This is a genomic window from Duganella callida, assembly GCF_004614165.1.
Classification (GTDB): Bacteria; Pseudomonadota; Gammaproteobacteria; order Burkholderiales; family Burkholderiaceae_D; genus Rugamonas; species Rugamonas callida.
Genome location: NZ_SPVG01000213.1, coordinates 19,977 through 38,622, shown reverse-complemented (window position 1 = coordinate 38,622; position 18,646 = coordinate 19,977). Strand labels below are relative to the sequence as shown.

The window sequence follows — 18,646 nt, the reverse complement described above, 5'->3', positions numbered from 1 at the left end:
GGATGAAAACGTTACCAAAACAGGGCGTCAGAAATGTGCTGATCGTCGGCGGCGGCACCGCCGGCTGGCTGACGGCGGCGTTTTTGGCCAGGCAACTGGGCACCGGCGCCGATGAAAACGCGGTGCGCATCACGTTGGTGGAGTCGAAGGAAATCGGCATCATCGGCGTCGGCGAAGGCACCTTCCCGTCGATCCGCGGCACGCTGGCCACCATCGGCATCGACGAGGCGCGCTTCATCCGCGAATGCGACGCCACCTTCAAGCAGGGCATCCACTTCCAGCACTGGGTGCGCGAGCCGGGCATGCCGGGCGCCGACCATTACTTCCATCCCTTCAGCCTGCCGAGCCAGCGGCCCGGCGGTCCGGAACTGCTGCCGTACTGGCTGCAGGGCGGCGCGCCGGCCGGCGTCGGCTTCGCGGCGGCGGCGACCATGCAGAAGCGCGTGGCCGACGCGGCGCACGCGCCCAAGCGTCCGAGCGACGCCGATTTCATGGGGCCGCTGAACTACGCCTATCACTTCGACGCGGGCAAGTTCGCCACCCTGCTGGCCACCCACGCGAAATCGCTGGGCGTGCAGCACGTGCTGGCGACGGTGGAGCGGGTGGAACTGGACGACCGGGGCGCGATCGGCGCCGTCCACACCAGGGAAGCGGGCGCGCTCACGGCCGAGCTGTACATCGACTGCACCGGCTTCCGCGCGGCGCTGATCGGCGAGGCGCTGGGCACCTCCTTCCGCAACATCAACGACGTGCTGTTCGTCGACCGCGCGCTGGCCATGCAGGTGCCGTACGAGCGTCCGGACGCGCCCATCCCCTCCTACACCATCTCCACCGCGCACGAGGCGGGATGGACCTGGGACATCGGCCTGCACCAGCGGCGCGGCATCGGCTACGTGTATTCGAGCCGCCATACCGACGACGCGCGCGCCGAGCAGGTGCTGCGCAACTACATCGGACCGGCCAGCAAGGATCTGCATCCGCGCCAGCTCAAGCTGAACGTCGGCTACCGCGATGTGCACTGGGTGAAGAACTGCGTGGCGGTCGGCTTGTCGGGCGGTTTCCTGGAGCCGCTGGAATCGTCCGGCATCGGCCTGATCGAAACGGCGGCCTACCTGATCAGCTACCTGTTCCCGCACGACGGCGACATGGAACCGGTGGCGCGCACCTACAACGAGATGATGAAGGCGCGCTACGAGCGCATCGTCGATTTCGTCAAGCTGCACTACTGCCTGACGCAGCGCAAGGACAGCCGCTTCTGGACCGACAACACCGATCCGGCCTCGATCCCGCAGACGCTGCAAGACAAGCTGGCCATGTGGCGCCATCGCGCGCCGCACCGCATGGACTTCGTGGTGGATTACGAGATGTACCCGCCGTCGAGCTGGCAGTATGTGCTGTACGGGATGGAGTATCCGACCGACCTGTATGCCAACGCGCGCACGCTGCCGCGCATGGAGGAGGCCCGCAAGGAATTCGCCATGATCGCGCAGATGTCGCAGCGCGCGCTGGCCGACCTGCCGCCGCACCGCGCCATGGTCGAACACCTGGCGCAGCGCGGGCAGCGCAAGAGCGCCTAAGCCCTGCGGCCAGCGCCCAGCCGGGCGCTGGCCGCGATCACCAGCATCGCGCAGCCGAGGCCGGCGAAGGCCAGGTTCAGGCTGACCGCATGCGCGACGAAGCCGATCATCGCCGGCCCGGCCAGGATGCCCGCGTAGCCCAGCGTGGTGACGGCCGCAATCGCCAGGCTGGCTGGCATGGCGTGCTGGTTGCCGGCCGCCGTGAACAGGATCGGCACGATGTTGGACGCGCCCAGGCCGATCAGCACAAAGCCCAGCAGCGCCAGCGGCGCCGATGGCGCCAGCACCGCGCCGAAGAAACCGCAGGCGCCGCACAAGCCGCCCAGCAACAGCACGCGCTTGCCGCCCAGCTTGCGCACCACCCGGTCGCCGGTCAGGCGTCCGACCGTCATCGCAATCGCGAACGCCGCGTAACCGAGGCCCGCGCGGCTGGTGTCCAGCCCCTGCTCCGCCGTCAGCAGCAGCGCGCTCCAGTCGAGGATCGCGCCTTCGGCCAGGAAGCACAGGAAGCACAGCACGCCGATGAAGATCACCGCGCCGTGCAGCATCACGAACAGTGGCCCGCCGCCCTTCTGCACATCCGGTTCCGCCAGCAGATCGGGCGCGCAGAACACCAGGCACGCCGCCACCAGCACCGCGATGCCGCCGGCCGACGCCAGCGGCGACAGACCGGCCCACAGCATCAGCGCCATCAGTCCCGCGCCGATAAAGCCGCCGACGCTGAACAGGCCGTGGAAGCCGGACATCAGCGCGCCGCCGCTTTCGCGTTCGACGATCACCGCCTGCACATTCATCGACACATCCAGCGTGCCCATGGCCGCGCCGAACGCCAGCAAGGTGACGGCCAGCGCCGGCGGCGTCGGCGCAAACGCCAGGCCGGGCAGGATCAGCGCCGTCAACGCGCCGGAGATCAGGATCACGCTGCGGCAGCCGTAGCGCGCCGTCAGCAGGCCGGTGACCGGCATCGCCAGCAGTGACCCGGCGCCAAGGCACAGCAGCAGCAAGCCCAGTTCGGCCTCGCCCAGCGACAGCCGCTGCTTGGCGAACGGCACCAGCGGCGCCCACGCCGACATGGCCAGTCCGGAGGCGAGAAAGGCGAGACGCGTGGACAACCGCTGCTTGGGACCGACGATATTCATGAGGATGCCTTTGATGGATAAGCGCCACAGTATAGACAATCCTTCAGTTATGTTCGAGCACGAACATACTGCGGACGCGTGGCGACGCATGATGAAGTCCAATAACTAAAAGGAGCCATCATGCAAACACAACCTCTGAACGTCGGCACTCCCGCCGTGGTCGAAGCCGGGGACGGCAACGCCTCCGGCGTCTCCTGGGGCGCCATCTTCGCCGGCGCCGCCGCGGCGGCGGCGCTGTCCTTCATCCTGCTGATTCTCGGCGTCGGGCTAGGGCTGTCGTCGGTCTCGCCGTACCAGTACAACGACAAGCCCATGGGCACGGCCAGCGTGGTCTGGATCGCCTTCACGCAACTGGCCGCGGCCGGCATCGGCGGTTACATGGCCGGCCGCCTGCGCATCAAGTGGGCCAGCATCCACACCGATGAAGTCTACTTCCGCGACACCGCCCACGGCCTGCTGACCTGGGCCGTGGCCACGCTGGCCACCGTGGCCCTGCTGGCCGGCGGCGTGCGCGCCGTCATGAGCGGCGCCATCGACACCGGCGCGGCAGTCGCTCCGGTGGCCGCCACCGCCGGTGCGGCTATGGGCGCCGGTGCCGCTTCGGCCGGCAATGGCCGCGGCAACACCTACTTTGCCGATATGATCCTGCGTTCGCCCGACGGCGAAGCGGCCACCGACGCCCAGCGCATGGAAGTCAACCGCATCCTGCTGACCGATCTGGCGGCCGGCAAGATCAGCGGCGAAGACCGCACCTATCTGGCCCAGCTGATCGCCAAGCGCACCGGCATGAGCCAGGCCGACGCCGAACACCGCATCGACCTGATTTATGCGCAGGCGACGCAGGCCGCGGCCGACGTCAAGGCCCGCGCCGCCGCCGCTGCCGAGGAGGCGCGCAAGGCTGCCGCCCACTCGGCACTGTGGATGTTCGTCGCCCTGCTGCTGGGTGCTTTCATAGCGGCCATCACCGCCATCATCGGCGGCCGTAACCGCGACCATGCGCGCGTGCTGATCGCGCGCCAGCTCATTTAAAACAAGGAGAACAACATGCGCTCTATCTTACTGTGGCTGCTCGGCGTGCCGATCCCCATCATCATCCTGATCGCGCTGATACGCTGATCACGCGTCATCGAGTATCACCGTGGAGAGGCTGGCGCCATCATTGACGCCGGCCTCGAACGCATACGGGTCCACCCCATCCAGACAACCGATATTCACGCGCCACAGCAGCGGGTCCTTGCGCGTCTGGTGGAAGGGATAAATCCCGCAGTGCTTGCAGAAGTAATGCTTGGCCACCCTGGTGTTGAACTGATACAGGGTGAGCGCATCCTCGCCCCGCACGATCTTCAGCGACGACGCCGGGAACAGCGGCGACATCAGCGCGCCCTTGCGACGGCACAGGCTGCAGTTGCAGCGGGCGGCCGGCGTCAGCGCGGCGCGTACTTCGAACTGGACCGCGCCGCAGTGGCAGGAGCCGTGATGCAGATCGTTGGACATGGTGCGCTCTCCCTTTTCAGCTCAGATCAGATTGATGGTCACGTCCATATTGCCGCGCGACAGTTTCGAGTATGGGCAGGCCTGGTGAGCGCCATCGACCAGCGCCTGGGCGGTGGCGCGGTCCACGCCGGGCACGCTGACGTTCAGGCGCGCGGCCAGGAAATAGCCTTTTTCTTCGCTGTTCAGCAAATCGACTTCGGCATCGACGGCAGTGTCGGCCGGCAGCTTCACTTTCAGCTTGGCGGCGGTCAGGCCCATCGCGCCCATGAAGCAGGCCGACCAGCCGGCCGCGAACAGCTGCTCGGGATTGGTGCCGGCGGCGCTGCTGCCTGGCGAGCTCAGCTTGATATCCAGACGGCCATCGTCGCTGCGGGCGGCGCCTTCACGGCCGCCGGTGGTGTGGGTTTTGCCGGTGTACAGTACTTTGCTCATGGTCTTGCTCCTCTGGGATTGATTTGTTACGCATACGATTGCAGCGCATGCGATGTATATTACGCCGAAATTTTTTGATGTCAAGCTTTTTCGATCTAATCGCATCCGATGTATAATGGACGCATCTATCAATGGAGGTATCCATCATGAGCAAACCCGAAACCCCGCGCCTGTCCGACTTCCTCTGCTTTGCCGTGTATTCGGCCAATCTGGCGTTCGGCAAGGCATACAAACCGATCCTGGACAAGCTGGGCCTGACCTACACCCAGTACGTCACCATAATCGCGCTGTGGGAAGAAGACAACCAGACCGTCAGCGGCCTGGGCGAGAAGCTGTTCCTCGAATCCAACACCCTGACGCCGATCCTGAAGAAGCTGGAAGCCATGGGCTACGTGCACCGCGCGCGCGACGCTGCCGACGAGCGCCAGGTGCGTGTCGGCCTGACCGACGCCGGCCGTGCCCTGCGCGAAAGCGCCCTGCACATGAGCCTGCGCGACGCCACCGGCCTGACCAAGGAGGAATTCCCCGTCCTGCAAAAATCCGTCGCCCAGTTGCGCGATAACCTGCTGAAGACGGTGCCCGGCAAGGGCTGACGGGAAATATGGTAAGGTAAGAACAACCTATTCTTACCGAGCCATCATCATGCCAGGCGCAAGCAAGAAATCTATCGCGCTTGCAATCGACGCGGCCATAAATGACCGCGTCGAACGCTTGGCGGAGCGGCGTAACAGCCCCCCCCCAAGGCGTGATGCAGGAAGCGCTGACACAATATCTGGACCGAGAGGACAAGCGCGAATCCTACCGAAAGGACGCGCTGGAAGCTTGGACCGACTACCAGAATACCGGCTTGCATGTAGATGCAGCAGAGGTAGCGACCTGGCTAGACTCTTGGGGGGATGACAATGAGCTGTCAGCCCCCGAATGCCACAAGTAAAATTATCCCCAACTGCCTTACGTGATATTCAACGATTGCGGGATTTCTTACGTACGAAAAATCCGACCGCAGCCAAACGTGCGGCAACAGCAATTAAGAAGGGCATTCAGTTGCTCGAACAGCAGCCGGAGATCGGCCGGCCAGTCGAGGAAATGGAGGCGGCGTATCGGGAGCTCACCATCGAATTTGGTGGCAGCGGCTATGTTGCACTCTACCGCTACGACGGCGGCGACATCAAAAAGAGGCAGGCTATTGAAATGGAGCGGGTGAAGGGAATCGAACCCTCGTATGAAGCTTGGGAAGCTGCCGTTCTACCATTGAACTACACCCGCACGCCACGCATTTTATGCGGGTTTCACCACTGTTGACAACCTGGTCGGCGGTTGCCGATGCGAGCGGCCTCCAACACCCTCCCGCCCGTGCCGATAAAGTGACAGAAAATCATAAGCATGTTGACGTTTTGTCACCGCAGGCGCATGCTATCCATCCACCAAGGAACAGTTGTCAGGAGGTGTCTCGATGGCCAATCCAACACCGTATCTGGGTATCCATAAACGACTCGTCGACGCGGTGCAGACGCCCGACAAATATGCGAGCCAATGGAAAAGCATTGCCGACGCGCTGCCCAAGCTGGTGCGCAACGACGGCTTCAATTATCTGCATGGGAAGGTTCCTTACGATATCCGCCGTAAGCTGGAAGGCGCCCAGTCTCCCGCCAAGGTGATTCGTGCCGCTGCCAAAGCCGAAGGCAACCTGATCAGCAAACCATCCGACAACGCGCGCGGCCGCGCACTGCTGCTCAAGACGCTGGCGCACCTGTACTTCTTCGAAGTGGGCGGTGAGCGCAAGCTGTGGATATTGTCCTCGCCCTCCGCGCTGACCGCGCATCCCATCCAGTATGCGGACGCCTCGGACGCGCTGGTCGATCAGGTGCTCAACGCCACCACCGAGATCTACACCGACGAGCAAAAAAAACGCATCGACGGCGCCGTGATGATGGCGCTGCGCTGGGTCGAACGCGCGATGATCGTCGCCGCCGATCCGCAACGACCGGCGCACAAGGCGCTGTTGCGGCGCTGGTTCATCCCCGCCACGCACGCCGATGTCGATGGCGCCATCGCCACCTTCGCGCCGACGCTGCGGCGCGGCCTGCTGAAGATCGCCATCGGCCTCAAAGTGGGAGACCTGATCATCCTCGACGATCCGGCCCAGCGTGGCTCGGGCAGCAGCTGGGAACATAGCGAGGCCTATACCTTCACCCACAACGACGTGCACGCGGTGTGGGTCGAGCCTGGCTTCTGGGGCAACGGCAACACGCTGACCGGCGCGACCAACTGGGCGCGCATCCTGGTGCACGAGCTGACCCACAATTATTGCCAGACGGACGACCACAGCTACAGTTGGCAGGGGCTGTTGCCGCGCGAATCGGATGTGTTCCGCCGCGTCAATAACGCGCGCGTCGCGCTGCAGCCCGGTTATGCCGCGGTGCGTACGCTCACCATGGCACAATGCCAGAACAATGCGGACAGCTGGGCCTTCTTCTGCGCAGACGCCGCCGGCGCGCTCGGCGACGGCGATCGTATAGCCGCACTGGGCAGCAAACTGTATGCCGACACCGGCTGGACCCCGACGCAGGCCGTCGAACGCAAGCTGGTCACCCAATGAGCCGTGGCGTGGCCATTACCGCGGCACTGATCGTCGCTGCCGCGTGCGCAAGCTGCAACAACAGTGAAAAGGAAGTCGCCATGACGCACCATACTCAACCAGGCGCCAGCCGCGCGCCAGCCCCGCGCGTCGCGCCGGTATTCATCGCCGGCGTGCGCTACGCCCAGGTCGCGGGTAACCAGGACACGGACGGCCAGGTCGGCGGCATTCTGGCCGCGTATGACGCGTCCAATCGGGAGTTGTGGCGCCTGAAGGTCTACGCCAATGCACGCCGCCCCGATCTGGAAGGCGATGTGCAGGATGTCTGGTTCCGCTCCTTGCGTGTGCAAGGCGACCGGCTGCTGATCGAAAATGAGCGCGGCGAGCAGTTCGAGGTCGATCCGGCGGCACGGCGTGTCCTCGACCGCCATGCGCCAGCCACGCAGCCGGCATCCGACATCGATCCGATCTCGGGCCAACCGCGCATCCGCCTGCCGGAGTAAAGAGGACGCAGCCGCCTCACTCAGTGATCGGCCTCCTGGTCCTCCCACAGCGCCATGTACAGGTCGGATCGGTTCAGCAGGTTCTGATCCATTTCCGCCATACGTTTTTCAGGTGGCGCCAGATCGTGCTGATTGAAGCCGCTGTAGCCCAAGCCCATGCGTCCGCCCTGCACCGTGTAGCCGGCGAATTCCAGGATGGTCGGCATCAGGTCGAAGTGCAGCAGCTGGCCGCGATTGGGCAGCGGCCTGTCGCCGGAGATGAAGCGGTTGTAGATGGTCCGCGCCGGCAACTGCTCCAGCTGCGCCGTCAGCGGATTCTTGCGCGACAAATGGTCGCCGAGGATGACGATGTTGGTGTCCTCCAGATAGCCGTTCTCCCGCGCGTAGCGCACGAAATCCGCCACCTCCGCCGCCGTGCACGAGATCACGCCGTCAAACCCGGCAAAGCCGCGCCGCGCGCAGCTGTCCGACAGATGCCCCTCCGGTTCGTGCGTGTCCACCGTCAGCAGGGTCAGATTGAATTTCTGCTTCGACGCCGACAGCTCGCGCAGCTTGGTTCTGGCGCGGCTGAACAGGTCCGCGTCGTACAGCCCCCAGCCGTTCATGTCGCTGGCCTGCACGCCGCTCTTCAACCATTCTTCGCGGCCGTAGACTTCGTGATAATGATGCTGACTGAGGAATTTGTCCTTGCCCGCGAAGCTGGTCGCCGCGCCGCCCATGAACACATTGCGGTAGCCGCGCGCCGCCAGCAGGTCGGTCAGGCAGACGGCATTCTTCAGGAAGGAGTTGATCACCTGCCCCTGCGTGTTCCCATCGAAGATGGTGACGCGTTCCAGCGGCACGCCGCACTGCGTCGCCACCAGCGCGGCGATGGTCCAGCCGGTGCCCGGCACCTGTTCATAGGATGGGAAGCTGGTGCCCGGCAGCGCGTTCAAGGGCGCCAGCAGATCGTGGCCGAAGGCGGCTTTGTTGGCGTAGCCCTGCTCCAGGCTCTCGATGTAAATCAGGACCAGGTTCTTGGGCTTCTGCGCCGCCATCGCCACCGTCGCCGGCGCCACGTAGTTGGCGCCGAAATAATCGGGGCCGAAATCTGCTGTTACATATTTAAACGCGGAGACGTCGCACATCCAGAACGTGGTGGCGCTTAAAACCAACAGCGACGGCAGCCAGCGGTGCACCCGAGCCAGTACCACGCGCAGACGTTCAGGCGCCGTCACGATGCCTCGGCGCACGCGCGGCCCGGCATAGGTCAGCAGCGTCATGCAGATCACCGGGGCCAGCACACACCAGCGGAAGAAGCGCCAGGTGATGCCGGGGTCCACGGAACTGGCCAGTTCCATGCCGAAGTTCATGTGATAGACGATCTGCGACAGGTCCGGTTTGCCGAATGATCGGTGGATCCAGTAGCTAAAGCAGAACAGGAAGATGGCGAGCAGATACAAACTGCTGCGCAACAGACGGGTTCCAGTCATTTTCTGGGAATGGAGTGGTGTGGACAATGTCTCCATCTTCCCGGCTGTAGTTGTCTGTAACGTTGCGCCGAGTGCCCGTTTTGTATCCTAGTGTTGTGCGGCGCTTACATGGATTTACGTCACGCCCCGACTGATGCAGAATGTCCGGGCCTCTTCCACGACAATAAAAGGATGGACCATGAAAGCAGTTGTAGCTCTGAGCGTTGCACTGGCATTCGCCACACCACTGGCGTCGGCCCAGGATGATCCCATCTCCACGCTGGTCAAACAGCTGGAGCTGGAAAAATACAAGGCCACCATCAAGGGCCTGACCACATTCGGCGACCGTCGGCAAGGCACACAGCGCAACCGCCAGGCGCTGGACTGGATCGAGGCGCAGCTCAAATCCTATGGCTGCACCAATACCGAGCGTCTGCAATACATGTACACCCAGCCTGCTCCCGGCGAGCCGGCGAAGAAGCGCGCGGCGGGCCTGCCCAGCGGCGGCGCCGGCGGTCCTGCTGGCCAGGGCGGCAGCACGCTGTTCGGCAACCGCATTCCGACCGGCGTCAACACCGATCCGATGAAACAGCCCGACGAGCGCCTGCGCGCGCTGAATGCCGAACAGACGCCGGTCGGCACCTCGCAACGCGAGAACGTCTACTGCACCAAGGTGGGCAGCAAGCACCCGGAAGAGATGTACATCGTCAGCGCGCACATGGACGGCATCGGCTTCGGCGAAGCGGCCAATGACGACGGCTCCGGCACCGCGCTGGTGATGGAGTTGGCGCGCATCTTCAGCATGCCCGGCGTGGAGACCGACCGCTCGATCCGCTTCATCCTGTGGAACAACGAGGAGACCGGCCTGAATGGCGCCGCCGCCTACGTCGAGCAGCGCAAGGATTTGCAGGGCATCGAAAACCCCAAGGGTTCGGGCAAATATCCGGAACCGAAGTGGCTGGGCATGATCCAGCACGACATGATGATGTACGACCATGGCATGCCCATTCCAAAGCTGGACGCCAGCGGCAAGCCGGTACTGGATGACAAAGGCCAGCCGGTCTACGTGTCGCCGCCGGAGCAGCGCCGCGAAGCCGACGTGAATATCGAATACCAGGCGGTGTCGAAACAGGCCGAAGGTTCGGCCAAGCTGGCCTGGGCCTTCCGCAGCGCCAACGACAAGTACGCGAGCAACTACCCGGCCGCCGTCGGCTTCCACATGACGAACACCGACTCGACGCCGTTCATGGACCTGGTGCCATCGATCTCGATGCGCGAGAACGAGCGCGGACAGCAGATCGGCGCCGGCTGGAATCCGAACTGGCACCAGCCCACCGACCTGTATGCCAACTATTCGGACAAGGACTTCCTGCTTGGCCTGAACGCGGCCCAGACCACGCTGGCCGGTGTGGCGCAGCTGGCAGGGGTGCGTATCAGGAAGTAATCAATCTCGCCTGCAGCGCCTCCAGCACGATGTCGTGCAGGCGCTGCGCGGGCGCATTCAAGTCGGCCTGGGCGCGGTGCAGGCGCAGGCCGATCTCACCCAGCCGAGGCAGGCTTGCCGCATCGAGCGTGCGCAGGGATGGCGGCATGCCCACGATGGAACGCACCGTCACGCCCAGCCCCGCCGCCACCGCCGCCCACACGCCCGCCAGTCCCGGGCTGCTGAAGGCGATGCGCCACGGGATACCCGCCTGGTCGAGCGCGCGGATGGCGGCGCTGCGCATGATGCAGGGCGCATCCATCATCACCAGCGGCAACGGCTCGCCGTCCGCCAGCGCCAGCCGCGTTTCGTCGGCGCAGGCGATCCAGTGCAGCGGCAGGCGGCCGACGTCCAGCATATGCGGCGTCGTCACGCCGCCGTCCCAGGCCAGCGCGAGATCCAGCGTGCCGGCGCGCATCTGCGCCATCAACTCGCTGTTACGGGCGTTGCGCGCCTCGATGCGCAGCTTCGGATGCACGCGCGTGAAGCTGCCCAGCACCTCGGTCAGCAAATGCTCGCCGAAGTCCTCCTGCATCCCCAGCCGCACGCTGCCCGCCAATTCGGCGCCGCGCACCGCGTTGACCGCTTCATCGTTCAGCTCCAGCAGCCGGCGCGCATAGCCGAGCAGCGATTCGCCGGCGGACGTCGGCACCATGCCGCGGCCCTCCTTGCGCAGCACCGGTGTGCCGAGTTGATCCTCCAGCTTCTTCAGCTGCGCGCTGACGGCCGAGGTGGAACGGCCCAGCCGGTCGGCCGCCTTGGCGAAGCTGCCCATGTCGACACCGGTGACGAAACTGCGCAGCACGTCGAGATCAAAGGTAATCCGCCGCATGACCATCCTGTTTTTCTGAATGATAGATCAAAATATTCCTGATTTTCAGGATCAAGATAGGCCGCTATGCTGGTCATGTCAATCTTCAGGAGGAATGATCATGCCGATGAGCCGTATCTCTTTGTTGAAGGGGAAGTCGCCGGAATACCTGCGCGCGCTGGCCGACAGTTTGCAGCGGGCCATGGAGGAAGCGTTCAAGGTGCCGAAAAACGACCGCTTCCAGCTGATCCACCAGCACGAGCCGAACGAACTGATCTTCGACCGCCACTACGAAGGCGGCCCACGCTCGGACGACTTCGTGCTGATCGCCATCACCACCGGCAAGCCGCGGACGACCGAAGTCAAGCAAGCCTTCTACCGCCACCTGGCGGCGCTGCTGGCGGCAGCGCCCGGCATCGCGCCGGAAGACGTGATGGTGGTGATCACCAGCGCGCAAGGCGACGACTGGTCGTTCGGCGGCGGGCGGCCGGCGGTATCGCTGCTGGGGGCAGCATGATCGCGATGCAATACCGCTTCGTGCTGCCGGCCGACTACGACATGGCGATCATCCGCGAGCGCATCGCCACACGCGGACCGCAGCTGGATGGTTTGCCGGGTCTGGCGTTCAAGGCCTACCTGCACGGCGAACAGCCGGACAAGAGCTACGCCCCGTTCTACCTCTGGCGCGACGAGGAAGCCATGCACGGCTTCCTCAACAGCCCGGCGTTTGCGGGCGTGGCCCGCGCGTTCGGCTGGCCCGCCGTGCAGACCTGGACGCCGTGGCACGCGACGGTCGGCGCGGACGTACGGCAAGCGCGGCATGCCACGCACAGCAGCGCGGCCATCGTCCCCTACAGCACGTTGGCCGAACGGCGTGTGCAGGAAGAGGCGTACGCGCAGCTGGCGCTGGCACGCGGTGCGTTGGCGGTGGTGATCGGCTTCGAACCGGTGACCTGGAGCATCACCCGCTTCTGCCTGTGGCGCAAGGAGCAGCCAGCCGCACCAGAAGAACGCCACTACCTGGTCGGCCACGTTTCCTAGATTCGGGGTCAGAGCCTTAGACGGGTAGGCGTTCGCGGGCGAGGGCCAGCTGGTTGGGGTCCATGCGGCTGGCGGCGTTCTTCAGGTAGCGCGCGGCGGCGGCATAGCCGGCGCGGTCGGCCATCGACAGCCACATCCAGGCTTGGCCCGGGTCTTTGTGCACGCCTTGCCCGGTCAGGTACATCAGGCCCAGGTTGAATTGCGCACGCACGTGGCCTTGCGAGGCCGCCTGCAGATACCAGTGGTGCGCCTGCTCGTAGTCGCGCAATACGCCCTGGCCGTTGTCGTAACGGAGGCCCAGCGCGAACTGGGCTTGCGTGTGACCCAGTTCCGCCGCCTTGCCATACCAGTGCGCAGCCTGCATGACGTCCGGCTGCGGGCCGTCGTCGTTGTCGAACAGCAGGCCGAGGCTGTATTGCGCCGCGGCGTAGTCCTGGTCGGCCGCGCGCCGGTACCAGCTCATGGCCTTGCGGTAGTCCTGCGGCACGCCGCGCCCCGTTTCGTAGCGCAGGCCCAGGTCGAACTGGGCGCGCAGGTGGCCCTGGTCGGCCGCCTTGCGGTACCAGAATATCGCTTCCTGATGGTCCGGCATGACGCCGTGACCGGCATCGTACAGCTGCCCCAGATGGTATTGCGCGCCGGGGAAGCCCTGTTCCGCCGCCTTGCGGTACCACGCGTGCGCCTGTTCGTAGTCCTGGTCGACACCCTGGCCATGGTAGTAGCGCAGACCCAGGGTGTTCTGGGCGCCGGCGTGGCCCTGCTCGGCCGCCTTACGGTACCAGTCCAGCGCCTTCTGTTCGTCGCGCGGTACGCCCTGGCCGTTGTCGTAGATCAGGCCGAGGTTGAACTGCGAACTGGCGTGATCCTGCTCCGCCGCGCGGCGGTACCAGAGGATGGCTTTCTGGCTGTCCTGGGCGATGCCGTCGCCCTTGTCGAAGCGCAGCGCGAGGTTGAATTGCGCCGGTGCGTAACCCTGGTCGGCCGCCTTGCGATACCAGGACATGGCCTGGCCCACGTCTTTCGGCACGCCCTGGCCGTTGTCGTAACGCAGGCCGATGTTGAACTGCGCGCGCGCATAGCCCTGCTCCGCCGCCTTGCGGTACCAGAAGATGGCCTGCTTGAAGTCCTGCGGCACGCCCTTGCCGGTGTCGTACATCATGCCGAGGTTGTTCTGCGCGCCGGCGTCGCCCTGCTCGGCCGCCTTGCTGAACCAGTGCATGGCCTGCTGGGTGTCGTTGGGCACACCCTGCCCTTTCGCATACAGCCACCCCAGGTTGTACTGCGCGGCCGCGTAGCCCTGCTCCGCCGCCTGCCGGTACCAGGCCGCCGCTTCCTCGAAATTCTGTTCGACGCCCTGGCCCTTCTGGTACATCACGCCCAGGTTGTACTGCGCGTGCTCCAGGCCCGCCTGCGCCGCCTGGCGATACCAGACCACCGCCAGTTCGTAGCTCTGCGCCACGCCCTGCCCATTGAAGTACATGAAGCCCAGGCTGTGCTGGGCGTTGGCGACGCCGCGCTCGGCCAGTCCCTTCACGCGCAAAAACTCGGCAGTGTAAGTGCCGCCGTTGTCCGTGTCGGATTCGTTGGGACTGTATTTCGTCATGCTCGTTTATCAGGCCTGGATGGCGATCATCGCCGGCTGGTGTTCTGCGTTGTTGTTGGGGACCGGGTGCAGCATGGTCACGGCAGGCGCCGACAGCCGGTTCTGCTCCTGCAGCACGTCCATGAAGCTGGCCAGCGAGATCGGGCGATGGTAGTGATAGCCCTGCATGGTGGTGCAGCCGTTGGCCTGCAGGTAGCGTTCCTGGATTTCGGTCTCCACGCCTTCCGCCACCAGGTGCAGGCCCAGGCCGCGCGCGATGGAGATGATCGCCAGGATCACCGGATAGTGGCCGTTCTCGTCGTGGATCTCCTTGACGAAGGACTGGTCGATCTTGATGGTGTGGATCGGGAAGCGGTGCAGATACGCCAGCGAGGAATAGCCGGTGCCGAAATCGTCGATCGCCACAGAGACGCCCAGCTGGCACAATTTGTTCAGCTGCTCGATCGCATACTGCGGATTGCGGATCGCGATGTTCTCGGTGATTTCGACTTCGATCTGCGCCGGCGAGATGCCATAGCGCGTCAGCGCCCCGCGCATCTTCTCGAAGAAATCGCCGCGGTCCAGGTATTGCGGCGACAGGTTCAGCGACAGGCGGATGGTTTCGCCGCCGGCCATGTTCCACTGCACCAGGTCGCGGCACAGCGCGCCCAGCATCCAGTCGGAGATCGGCAGCATCAAACCATTCTCTTCGGCGAACGGCAGGAACTCGCCGGCCGACAGCAACCCGCGCTGCGGATGGTTCCAGCGCATCAGTCCCTCGGCGCCGATGATGCGGCCGGTGCTCACATCCACCTGCGGCTGGTAGTACATTTCCAGCTCGTTGAATTCCAGCGCCTTGCGCAGGCTCTGTTCCAGCGCGATCTTCTGGTGCGACACGTCCAGCATGGAGTCGTGATAGAAGCTGTGGCCATTCTTGCCCAGCGCCTTGACCTGGTACATGGCGATGTCGGCATGGCGCAGCAGTTCGTCGATGGTCTCGCCGTCGCCGGGGTAAATCGCGATGCCGATCGAGGCCGAGATGTGCACCTCGTGCCCATCGAGGTCGAAGGGACGCTGCAGGCTCTCGAGAAATTTCTCGGCGATGGCCTTGGCATCCTGGCGGTCGCGCAGTTCCGGCAGCACGATGGTGAATTCGTCGCCGCCCTGGCGCGCCAGCGTATCGCCGCGGCGCAGGCAATCCTTGAGGCGCTGCGCCACCTGCTGCAGCAGCTCGTCGCCCTTGACGTGACCCAGGGTGTCATTCACCAGCTTGAAGCGGTCCAGGTCGACGAACATCACCGCCAGTTCCGTCAGCTTGCGCTTGGCCTGGATCACGGCCAGGCCGAGTCGATCCTTGAACAGCATGCGGTTGGGCAGATCGGTCAGGATGTCGTGATAGGCCTGATACGAGATCACTTCCTCGGCGCGCTTGCGGTCGGTGATGTCGCGCGCCACGCCATAGGTGCCGAAGAATTCGCGCGTCTTCACCTCGTGATCCGGGATGTGCATGCCCATCGCGTTCAGCGAGATCGTCATCAGCGTGTTGTTGAAGGTGCGGTCGACCGCGGCGCCGGTATTGCACTTCAGCCGCAGCTCGACATTGCGCGAGGCACGTTCGTCGACGCGACGTTCGTTGAACGCATAGCGCGCGCGCTCCTGGTCCTCGTCGTGCACCAGCACCGAGTAGTGCTTGCCGATCAGTTCCTCGCGGCTGAAGCCCAGCAGCTGCTGCACGCGGTCATTGATGAAGGTGAACTTGCCTTCGTGGTTCAGGGTGTAGATGATGTCCGGCGACGAGTCGACCAGGTAGCGGTACATCTTCTCCGAATTTTCCAGCTTGGTGGCGATGCGCTCGTTGTCGATCGCCAGGCGGCGTTTCTGCAGCGCGTTCTCCACCGTCTTCAGCAGCTCCTCGCGGCTGTACGGCTTGCGCAGGTAATCGTAGGCGCCGCGCTTCAGCGCGCCGATCGCCGCCTCGATACCGACGTCGCCGCTCATCACGATCACGTCGCCGTCGATCTCGCGCGCGTTGATCCAGTCCATGATCTCGTGGCCGCTCATGTCGGGCAGGCGCAGGTCGAGCAGGATCAGGTCGAATTTCAGCTTGGTCAGCTGGGCCAGCGCCTCGCTGCCGCAGGTGGCGGTGACCAGATGGTAATCGCGGTCGCGCAGCAGTTCATACAGCGACGACAGCAGACGCGGCTCGTCGTCGACGAGCAGCAACCGGGGGCAGTTTTCAGTTGGCAGGGGGGCGACGGGGGCGAGGTCGACAGGGTTGAAGTTCATGATGGCCTTAAACTGAATCCATCACCCGCGTTTGCACGCCGGCGACTTGACTGGTACTGCCCTTGGCGGGCAACAGGATTTCAAAGGTAGTACCTGTTTTGCCGGAGCGGCAGGTAATCAGGCCTTGCATTTTCTTGACCAGGGTATGGACGATGGACAGTCCCAGTCCGTGGTTGGCGCCTTCCTTGCTGCTGCGTACGGGGGAGAACAGGTTGGCCAGAACCTCGGCCGACAACCCCGGACCGGTGTCGCTGACCACCAGTTCCAGATACAGCTTGCGTTCGCGGTTGACGTGGCCGCGGTTGGATATTTCGATACGGCCGCCGTCGCCCAGCGCTTCGACGGCGTTCTTGATCAGATTGACCAGGATCTGCTTGAGCATGTCGGCATCGCCGTCGATTTCGGCCGGCTCCTCCTGCATGCGCACCACCATCTGCACCGAGGCGGGCACGAAATCGGTGGCGCGGAACAGGCGCAGCACGTCGTCGACCACCTTGCCGACGTCGGTGGTGCGCGAGGTTTCGGTCGGCTGCAGATCGGCCAGGCCGTTGATCAGCTGCCCGACGCGGTCGATTTCCTCGTTCAGGATCGACATCTCGCCGACCACCGGTTCGCGCCGCGCCAGCTTGCTGTCCAGGACCGACAGGTAGTTCTTGATGATGGACAGCGGGTTGTTCACCTCGTGCACCACGCGGCGCGAGGCTTCGCGGTATTCTTCCGCCACCTGCGCGATCTGGCGCCTGGCGTGACCACGTTCGCTGAGCGCGGTCTCCAGCGCGGCGGCGGCCTGGGTGCCGAACGACTGCAGGAAGCGCTCGCGCTTCTGGAACAGCGGCAGCTGCCAGGCCGGCGCGCCGCCGATCAGCACGCCCAGGCAACGCTGGTTGGCCACCAGCGGCAGGCACACCAGGCTTTCGCTGCCGAGGATGCGGAACAGCTGCTCTTCCGTCACGTTGTGCACCTGGCCGTCGCGGTTGATGTACGACAGCTTGCGCTCCAGCGCCGCCTGCGCCACCAGCCCGCCCTTGTTCAGCGGCACCACGAATTCGGCCAGGCGGTTCTGGTGTTCGCCGGTAGGCACGCCGTGCAGCGCGTGGCCGGTCGGATTCTCCAGCAGCACCACGGCGGTTTCGAAGTCGAACAGGATGCGCGCCGAGCGCGTCATCGCTTCCAGCAGGCCGCTTTCGCCATGCTGGCGGGCGAAGGTCTGGCCCATCTCGGAGACCAGCACCATGTTGCGCACTTCCTCGCTCAGGCGCTGCTGCACCGGATCGACGATGGGCGGCGCGTACGCCACCGGCGCCACGATGTCGTCCGCGCCGGTCAGGTCGATGCCCAGGTAATTGGCCGACTTCTCCACCTGGCGCGCGGCGTTCTTCAGGATCAGGTCCAGCTTTTCGCCATCGAGGTTGCACAGCCGCGCCGATTCCTCGATCGCCTGTTCCTGGTCGTCGTGGCAGCACAACAGGTGCGCCAGCCGCACGATGCGGATCAGCGGATGCGAAGACTCCAGCCGGGCGATCGGTTCGTGGTGATACAGCACGGAGTCGGCCAGGAAGGAATCCAGGTTCCAGCGCTCGATCAGCCAGGCGCCGGCTTCGGCGTGGGTGATCTGCAGCGTGCGCTGCTCGACCGCGCACAAATCCTCGTCGTCGCGCGCGGTGAAGTTGAAGGCGTATTCCTTGGGCGCGGTGGCCAGCAGCGCCAGGCGGCCGACGTTGTGCAACAGGCCGGCCAGATAAGCCTCTTCCAGGTGCTGGTAATCCATCTGCCGGGCGACGTCGCGCGCGATCACCGCCGTGGTCAGCGAGCCTTTCCAGAATCCGCGCAGATCGGTGCTGCCGGAATGGGGGAAGCTGTTAAAGGTCTGGAACACGGATTCGCTGATCACCAGCGTCTTGATCATGTCGGTGCCCAGCGAGACCAGCGACTGCTCCAGGCCCACGGTGCGCTGGTTGCGGTGATAGGCCGAGCTGTTGGCCACGGTCAGGATCTTGCTGGTCATCGCCGCGTCCTTGGCGATCAGCGCGGCCAGCTCCGGCATGCCGGCGTCGTCGGCCTGCAGGTGCTCAATCAACTTGATGAGTATCTGCGGCATGGCCGGCAGACGGGCAATCAGCAGCCGATTGCGAATATCGTGGTCAGATTGTTGATGCATCGTATCAAGCATTGCCGCCGGTAGACATCGATCGAGAGGCGGAACTCACTCGCCGCATTCCGCCAAAACCAGGATTCATGCGGGTTCCAGGGCCACTTCAAGCTTAAAAGG

At 64.5% G+C, this 18,646-nt stretch carries 17 protein-coding genes, 1 tRNA gene and 1 pseudogene; 10 read left to right on the top strand and 9 right to left on the bottom strand.

Features of this window, described 5'->3' with window-relative positions; all coding sequences use genetic code 11:
- Positions 1-2: 2 nt before the first annotated feature.
- Entirely contained in the window at positions 3-1,577 is a 1,575-nt protein-coding gene (locus E4L98_RS21820) for a tryptophan halogenase family protein (protein WP_135203649.1), read from the top strand.
- Here E4L98_RS21820 and E4L98_RS21815 read toward each other — a convergent pair.
- Positions 1,574-2,716 carry an MFS transporter gene (locus E4L98_RS21815; RefSeq protein ID WP_135203648.1) on the bottom strand — a complete coding sequence of 381 codons (1,143 nt, stop codon included), beginning with the start codon at positions 2,714-2,716 and terminating at the stop codon, positions 1,574-1,576. The two genes, E4L98_RS21820 and E4L98_RS21815, sit on opposite strands and share 4 nt — an antisense overlap.
- Positions 2,717-2,836: 120 nt before the next feature.
- On the opposite strand from E4L98_RS21815, the gene E4L98_RS21810 reads away from it, so the two are divergent.
- Complete coding sequence (locus tag E4L98_RS21810) at positions 2,837-3,745, top strand: hypothetical protein (RefSeq protein ID WP_135203647.1); 909 nt, start codon at positions 2,837-2,839, stop codon at positions 3,743-3,745.
- A gap of 87 nt (positions 3,746-3,832) precedes the next feature.
- Here E4L98_RS21810 and E4L98_RS21805 read toward each other — a convergent pair whose 3' ends face one another.
- Both E4L98_RS21805 and E4L98_RS21800 read right to left on the bottom strand, forming a co-directional pair.
- Positions 3,833-4,210 (bottom strand): GFA family protein, encoded by a 378-nt coding sequence (locus E4L98_RS21805; RefSeq protein ID WP_135203646.1) that lies wholly within the window; start codon positions 4,208-4,210, stop codon positions 3,833-3,835.
- Positions 4,211-4,231: 21 nt separating this feature from the next.
- Complete coding sequence (locus tag E4L98_RS21800; RefSeq protein ID WP_135203645.1) at positions 4,232-4,642, bottom strand: organic hydroperoxide resistance protein; 411 nt, start codon at positions 4,640-4,642, stop codon at positions 4,232-4,234.
- A 146-nt stretch (positions 4,643-4,788) separates the two neighbouring features.
- On the opposite strand from E4L98_RS21800, the gene E4L98_RS21795 reads away from it, so the two are divergent.
- The 3 genes and pseudogenes from E4L98_RS21795 to E4L98_RS30830 form a co-directional block, all read left to right on the top strand.
- Positions 4,789-5,235, top strand: a complete 447-nt coding sequence (locus E4L98_RS21795; RefSeq protein ID WP_229257504.1) for a MarR family winged helix-turn-helix transcriptional regulator — start codon at positions 4,789-4,791, stop codon at positions 5,233-5,235.
- A 101-nt stretch (positions 5,236-5,336) separates the two neighbouring features.
- On the top strand, positions 5,337-5,576 hold the full coding sequence (locus E4L98_RS31405; RefSeq protein WP_503826144.1) for a CopG family ribbon-helix-helix protein: 240 nt from the start codon (positions 5,337-5,339) through the stop codon (positions 5,574-5,576).
- Positions 5,564-5,797 (top strand): annotated as a pseudogene (locus tag E4L98_RS30830) (type II toxin-antitoxin system RelE/ParE family toxin); the annotation flags it as partial. The gene E4L98_RS31405 and the pseudogene E4L98_RS30830, both read left to right, overlap by 13 nt.
- Positions 5,798-5,834: 37 nt before the next feature.
- Here E4L98_RS30830 and E4L98_RS21780 read toward each other — a convergent pair.
- Positions 5,835-5,908 (bottom strand) — tRNA-Gly (locus tag E4L98_RS21780).
- A 187-nt stretch (positions 5,909-6,095) separates the two neighbouring features.
- Between E4L98_RS21780 and E4L98_RS21775 the strand changes: the two genes are divergently transcribed.
- A complete protein-coding gene (locus tag E4L98_RS21775) occupies positions 6,096-7,241 on the top strand; it encodes a M35 family metallo-endopeptidase (RefSeq protein WP_135203643.1) in 1,146 nt (381 codons plus the stop codon).
- 80 nt (positions 7,242-7,321) lie between these two features.
- Positions 7,322-7,723: a hypothetical protein gene (locus tag E4L98_RS21770; RefSeq protein WP_135203642.1), complete on the top strand. Its 402-nt coding sequence runs from the start codon at positions 7,322-7,324 to the stop codon at positions 7,721-7,723.
- A 20-nt stretch (positions 7,724-7,743) separates the two neighbouring features.
- Here the strand turns inward: E4L98_RS21770 and E4L98_RS21765 are convergent, their stop codons facing one another.
- Positions 7,744-9,177, bottom strand: a complete 1,434-nt coding sequence (locus E4L98_RS21765) for a sulfatase-like hydrolase/transferase (RefSeq protein ID WP_167761410.1) — start codon at positions 9,175-9,177, stop codon at positions 7,744-7,746.
- A gap of 196 nt (positions 9,178-9,373) precedes the next feature.
- Between E4L98_RS21765 and E4L98_RS21760 the strand changes: the two genes are divergently transcribed.
- Positions 9,374-10,618 carry a M28 family peptidase gene (locus E4L98_RS21760; RefSeq protein ID WP_135203640.1) on the top strand — a complete coding sequence of 415 codons (1,245 nt, stop codon included), beginning with the start codon at positions 9,374-9,376 and terminating at the stop codon, positions 10,616-10,618.
- Here the strand turns inward: E4L98_RS21760 and E4L98_RS21755 are convergent.
- On the bottom strand, positions 10,608-11,489 hold the full coding sequence (locus E4L98_RS21755) for a LysR substrate-binding domain-containing protein (protein WP_135203639.1): 882 nt from the start codon (positions 11,487-11,489) through the stop codon (positions 10,608-10,610). The genes E4L98_RS21760 and E4L98_RS21755 overlap by 11 nt on opposite strands.
- A 106-nt stretch (positions 11,490-11,595) precedes the next feature.
- Between E4L98_RS21755 and E4L98_RS21750 the strand changes: the two genes are divergently transcribed.
- Complete coding sequence (locus E4L98_RS21750; RefSeq protein ID WP_307722138.1) at positions 11,596-11,985, top strand: tautomerase family protein; 390 nt, start codon at positions 11,596-11,598, stop codon at positions 11,983-11,985.
- A complete protein-coding gene (locus tag E4L98_RS21745) occupies positions 11,982-12,509 on the top strand; it encodes a DUF4865 family protein (protein ID WP_135203637.1) in 528 nt (175 codons plus the stop codon). The genes E4L98_RS21750 and E4L98_RS21745 overlap by 4 nt, the downstream gene beginning before the upstream one ends.
- Positions 12,510-12,525: 16 nt before the next feature.
- Here the strand turns inward: E4L98_RS21745 and E4L98_RS21740 are convergent, their stop codons facing one another.
- Genes E4L98_RS21740 through E4L98_RS21730 form a run of 3 tightly spaced genes read right to left on the bottom strand, consistent with a single transcriptional unit; the run spans position 12,526 to position 18,535 of the window.
- A complete protein-coding gene (locus E4L98_RS21740) occupies positions 12,526-14,112 on the bottom strand; it encodes a tetratricopeptide repeat protein (protein WP_135203636.1) in 1,587 nt (528 codons plus the stop codon).
- A 9-nt stretch (positions 14,113-14,121) separates the two neighbouring features.
- On the bottom strand, positions 14,122-16,377 hold the full coding sequence (locus tag E4L98_RS21735; protein ID WP_135203635.1) for a putative bifunctional diguanylate cyclase/phosphodiesterase: 2,256 nt from the start codon (positions 16,375-16,377) through the stop codon (positions 14,122-14,124).
- Positions 16,378-16,384: 7 nt separating this feature from the next.
- On the bottom strand, positions 16,385-18,535 hold the full coding sequence (locus tag E4L98_RS21730) for an HDOD domain-containing protein (RefSeq protein ID WP_167761409.1): 2,151 nt from the start codon (positions 18,533-18,535) through the stop codon (positions 16,385-16,387).
- Between the last annotated feature and the right edge of the window lie 111 nt (positions 18,536-18,646).

What these genes read in the sequence shown, in the direction of transcription:
- E4L98_RS21810 (WP_135203647.1), top strand. Translation starts at nt 2,837, where the DNA reads ATGCAAACACAACCTCTGAACGTCGGCACTCCCGCCGTGGTCGAAGCC.
- E4L98_RS21745 (WP_135203637.1), top strand. Translation starts at nt 11,982, where the DNA reads ATGATCGCGATGCAATACCGCTTCGTGCTGCCGGCCGACTACGACATG.
- E4L98_RS21750 (WP_307722138.1), top strand. Translation starts at nt 11,596, where the DNA reads ATGAGCCGTATCTCTTTGTTGAAGGGGAAGTCGCCGGAATACCTGCGC.
- E4L98_RS21800 (WP_135203645.1), bottom strand. Translation starts at nt 4,642, where the DNA reads ATGAGCAAAGTACTGTACACCGGCAAAACCCACACCACCGGCGGCCGT.
- E4L98_RS31405 (WP_503826144.1), top strand. Translation starts at nt 5,337, where the DNA reads ATGACCGCGTCGAACGCTTGGCGGAGCGGCGTAACAGCCCCCCCCCAA.
- E4L98_RS21795 (WP_229257504.1), top strand. Translation starts at nt 4,789, where the DNA reads ATGAGCAAACCCGAAACCCCGCGCCTGTCCGACTTCCTCTGCTTTGCC.
- E4L98_RS21755 (WP_135203639.1), bottom strand. Translation starts at nt 11,489, where the DNA reads ATGCGGCGGATTACCTTTGATCTCGACGTGCTGCGCAGTTTCGTCACC.
- E4L98_RS21820 (WP_135203649.1), top strand. Translation starts at nt 3, where the DNA reads ATGAAAACGTTACCAAAACAGGGCGTCAGAAATGTGCTGATCGTCGGC.
- E4L98_RS21740 (WP_135203636.1), bottom strand. Translation starts at nt 14,112, where the DNA reads ATGACGAAATACAGTCCCAACGAATCCGACACGGACAACGGCGGCACT.
- E4L98_RS21735 (WP_135203635.1), bottom strand. Translation starts at nt 16,377, where the DNA reads ATGAACTTCAACCCTGTCGACCTCGCCCCCGTCGCCCCCCTGCCAACT.
- E4L98_RS21730 (WP_167761409.1), bottom strand. Translation starts at nt 18,535, where the DNA reads ATGCATCAACAATCTGACCACGATATTCGCAATCGGCTGCTGATTGCC.
- E4L98_RS21770 (WP_135203642.1), top strand. Translation starts at nt 7,322, where the DNA reads ATGACGCACCATACTCAACCAGGCGCCAGCCGCGCGCCAGCCCCGCGC.
- E4L98_RS21815 (WP_135203648.1), bottom strand. Translation starts at nt 2,716, where the DNA reads ATGAATATCGTCGGTCCCAAGCAGCGGTTGTCCACGCGTCTCGCCTTT.
- E4L98_RS21775 (WP_135203643.1), top strand. Translation starts at nt 6,096, where the DNA reads ATGGCCAATCCAACACCGTATCTGGGTATCCATAAACGACTCGTCGAC.
- E4L98_RS21805 (WP_135203646.1), bottom strand. Translation starts at nt 4,210, where the DNA reads ATGTCCAACGATCTGCATCACGGCTCCTGCCACTGCGGCGCGGTCCAG.
- E4L98_RS21760 (WP_135203640.1), top strand. Translation starts at nt 9,374, where the DNA reads ATGAAAGCAGTTGTAGCTCTGAGCGTTGCACTGGCATTCGCCACACCA.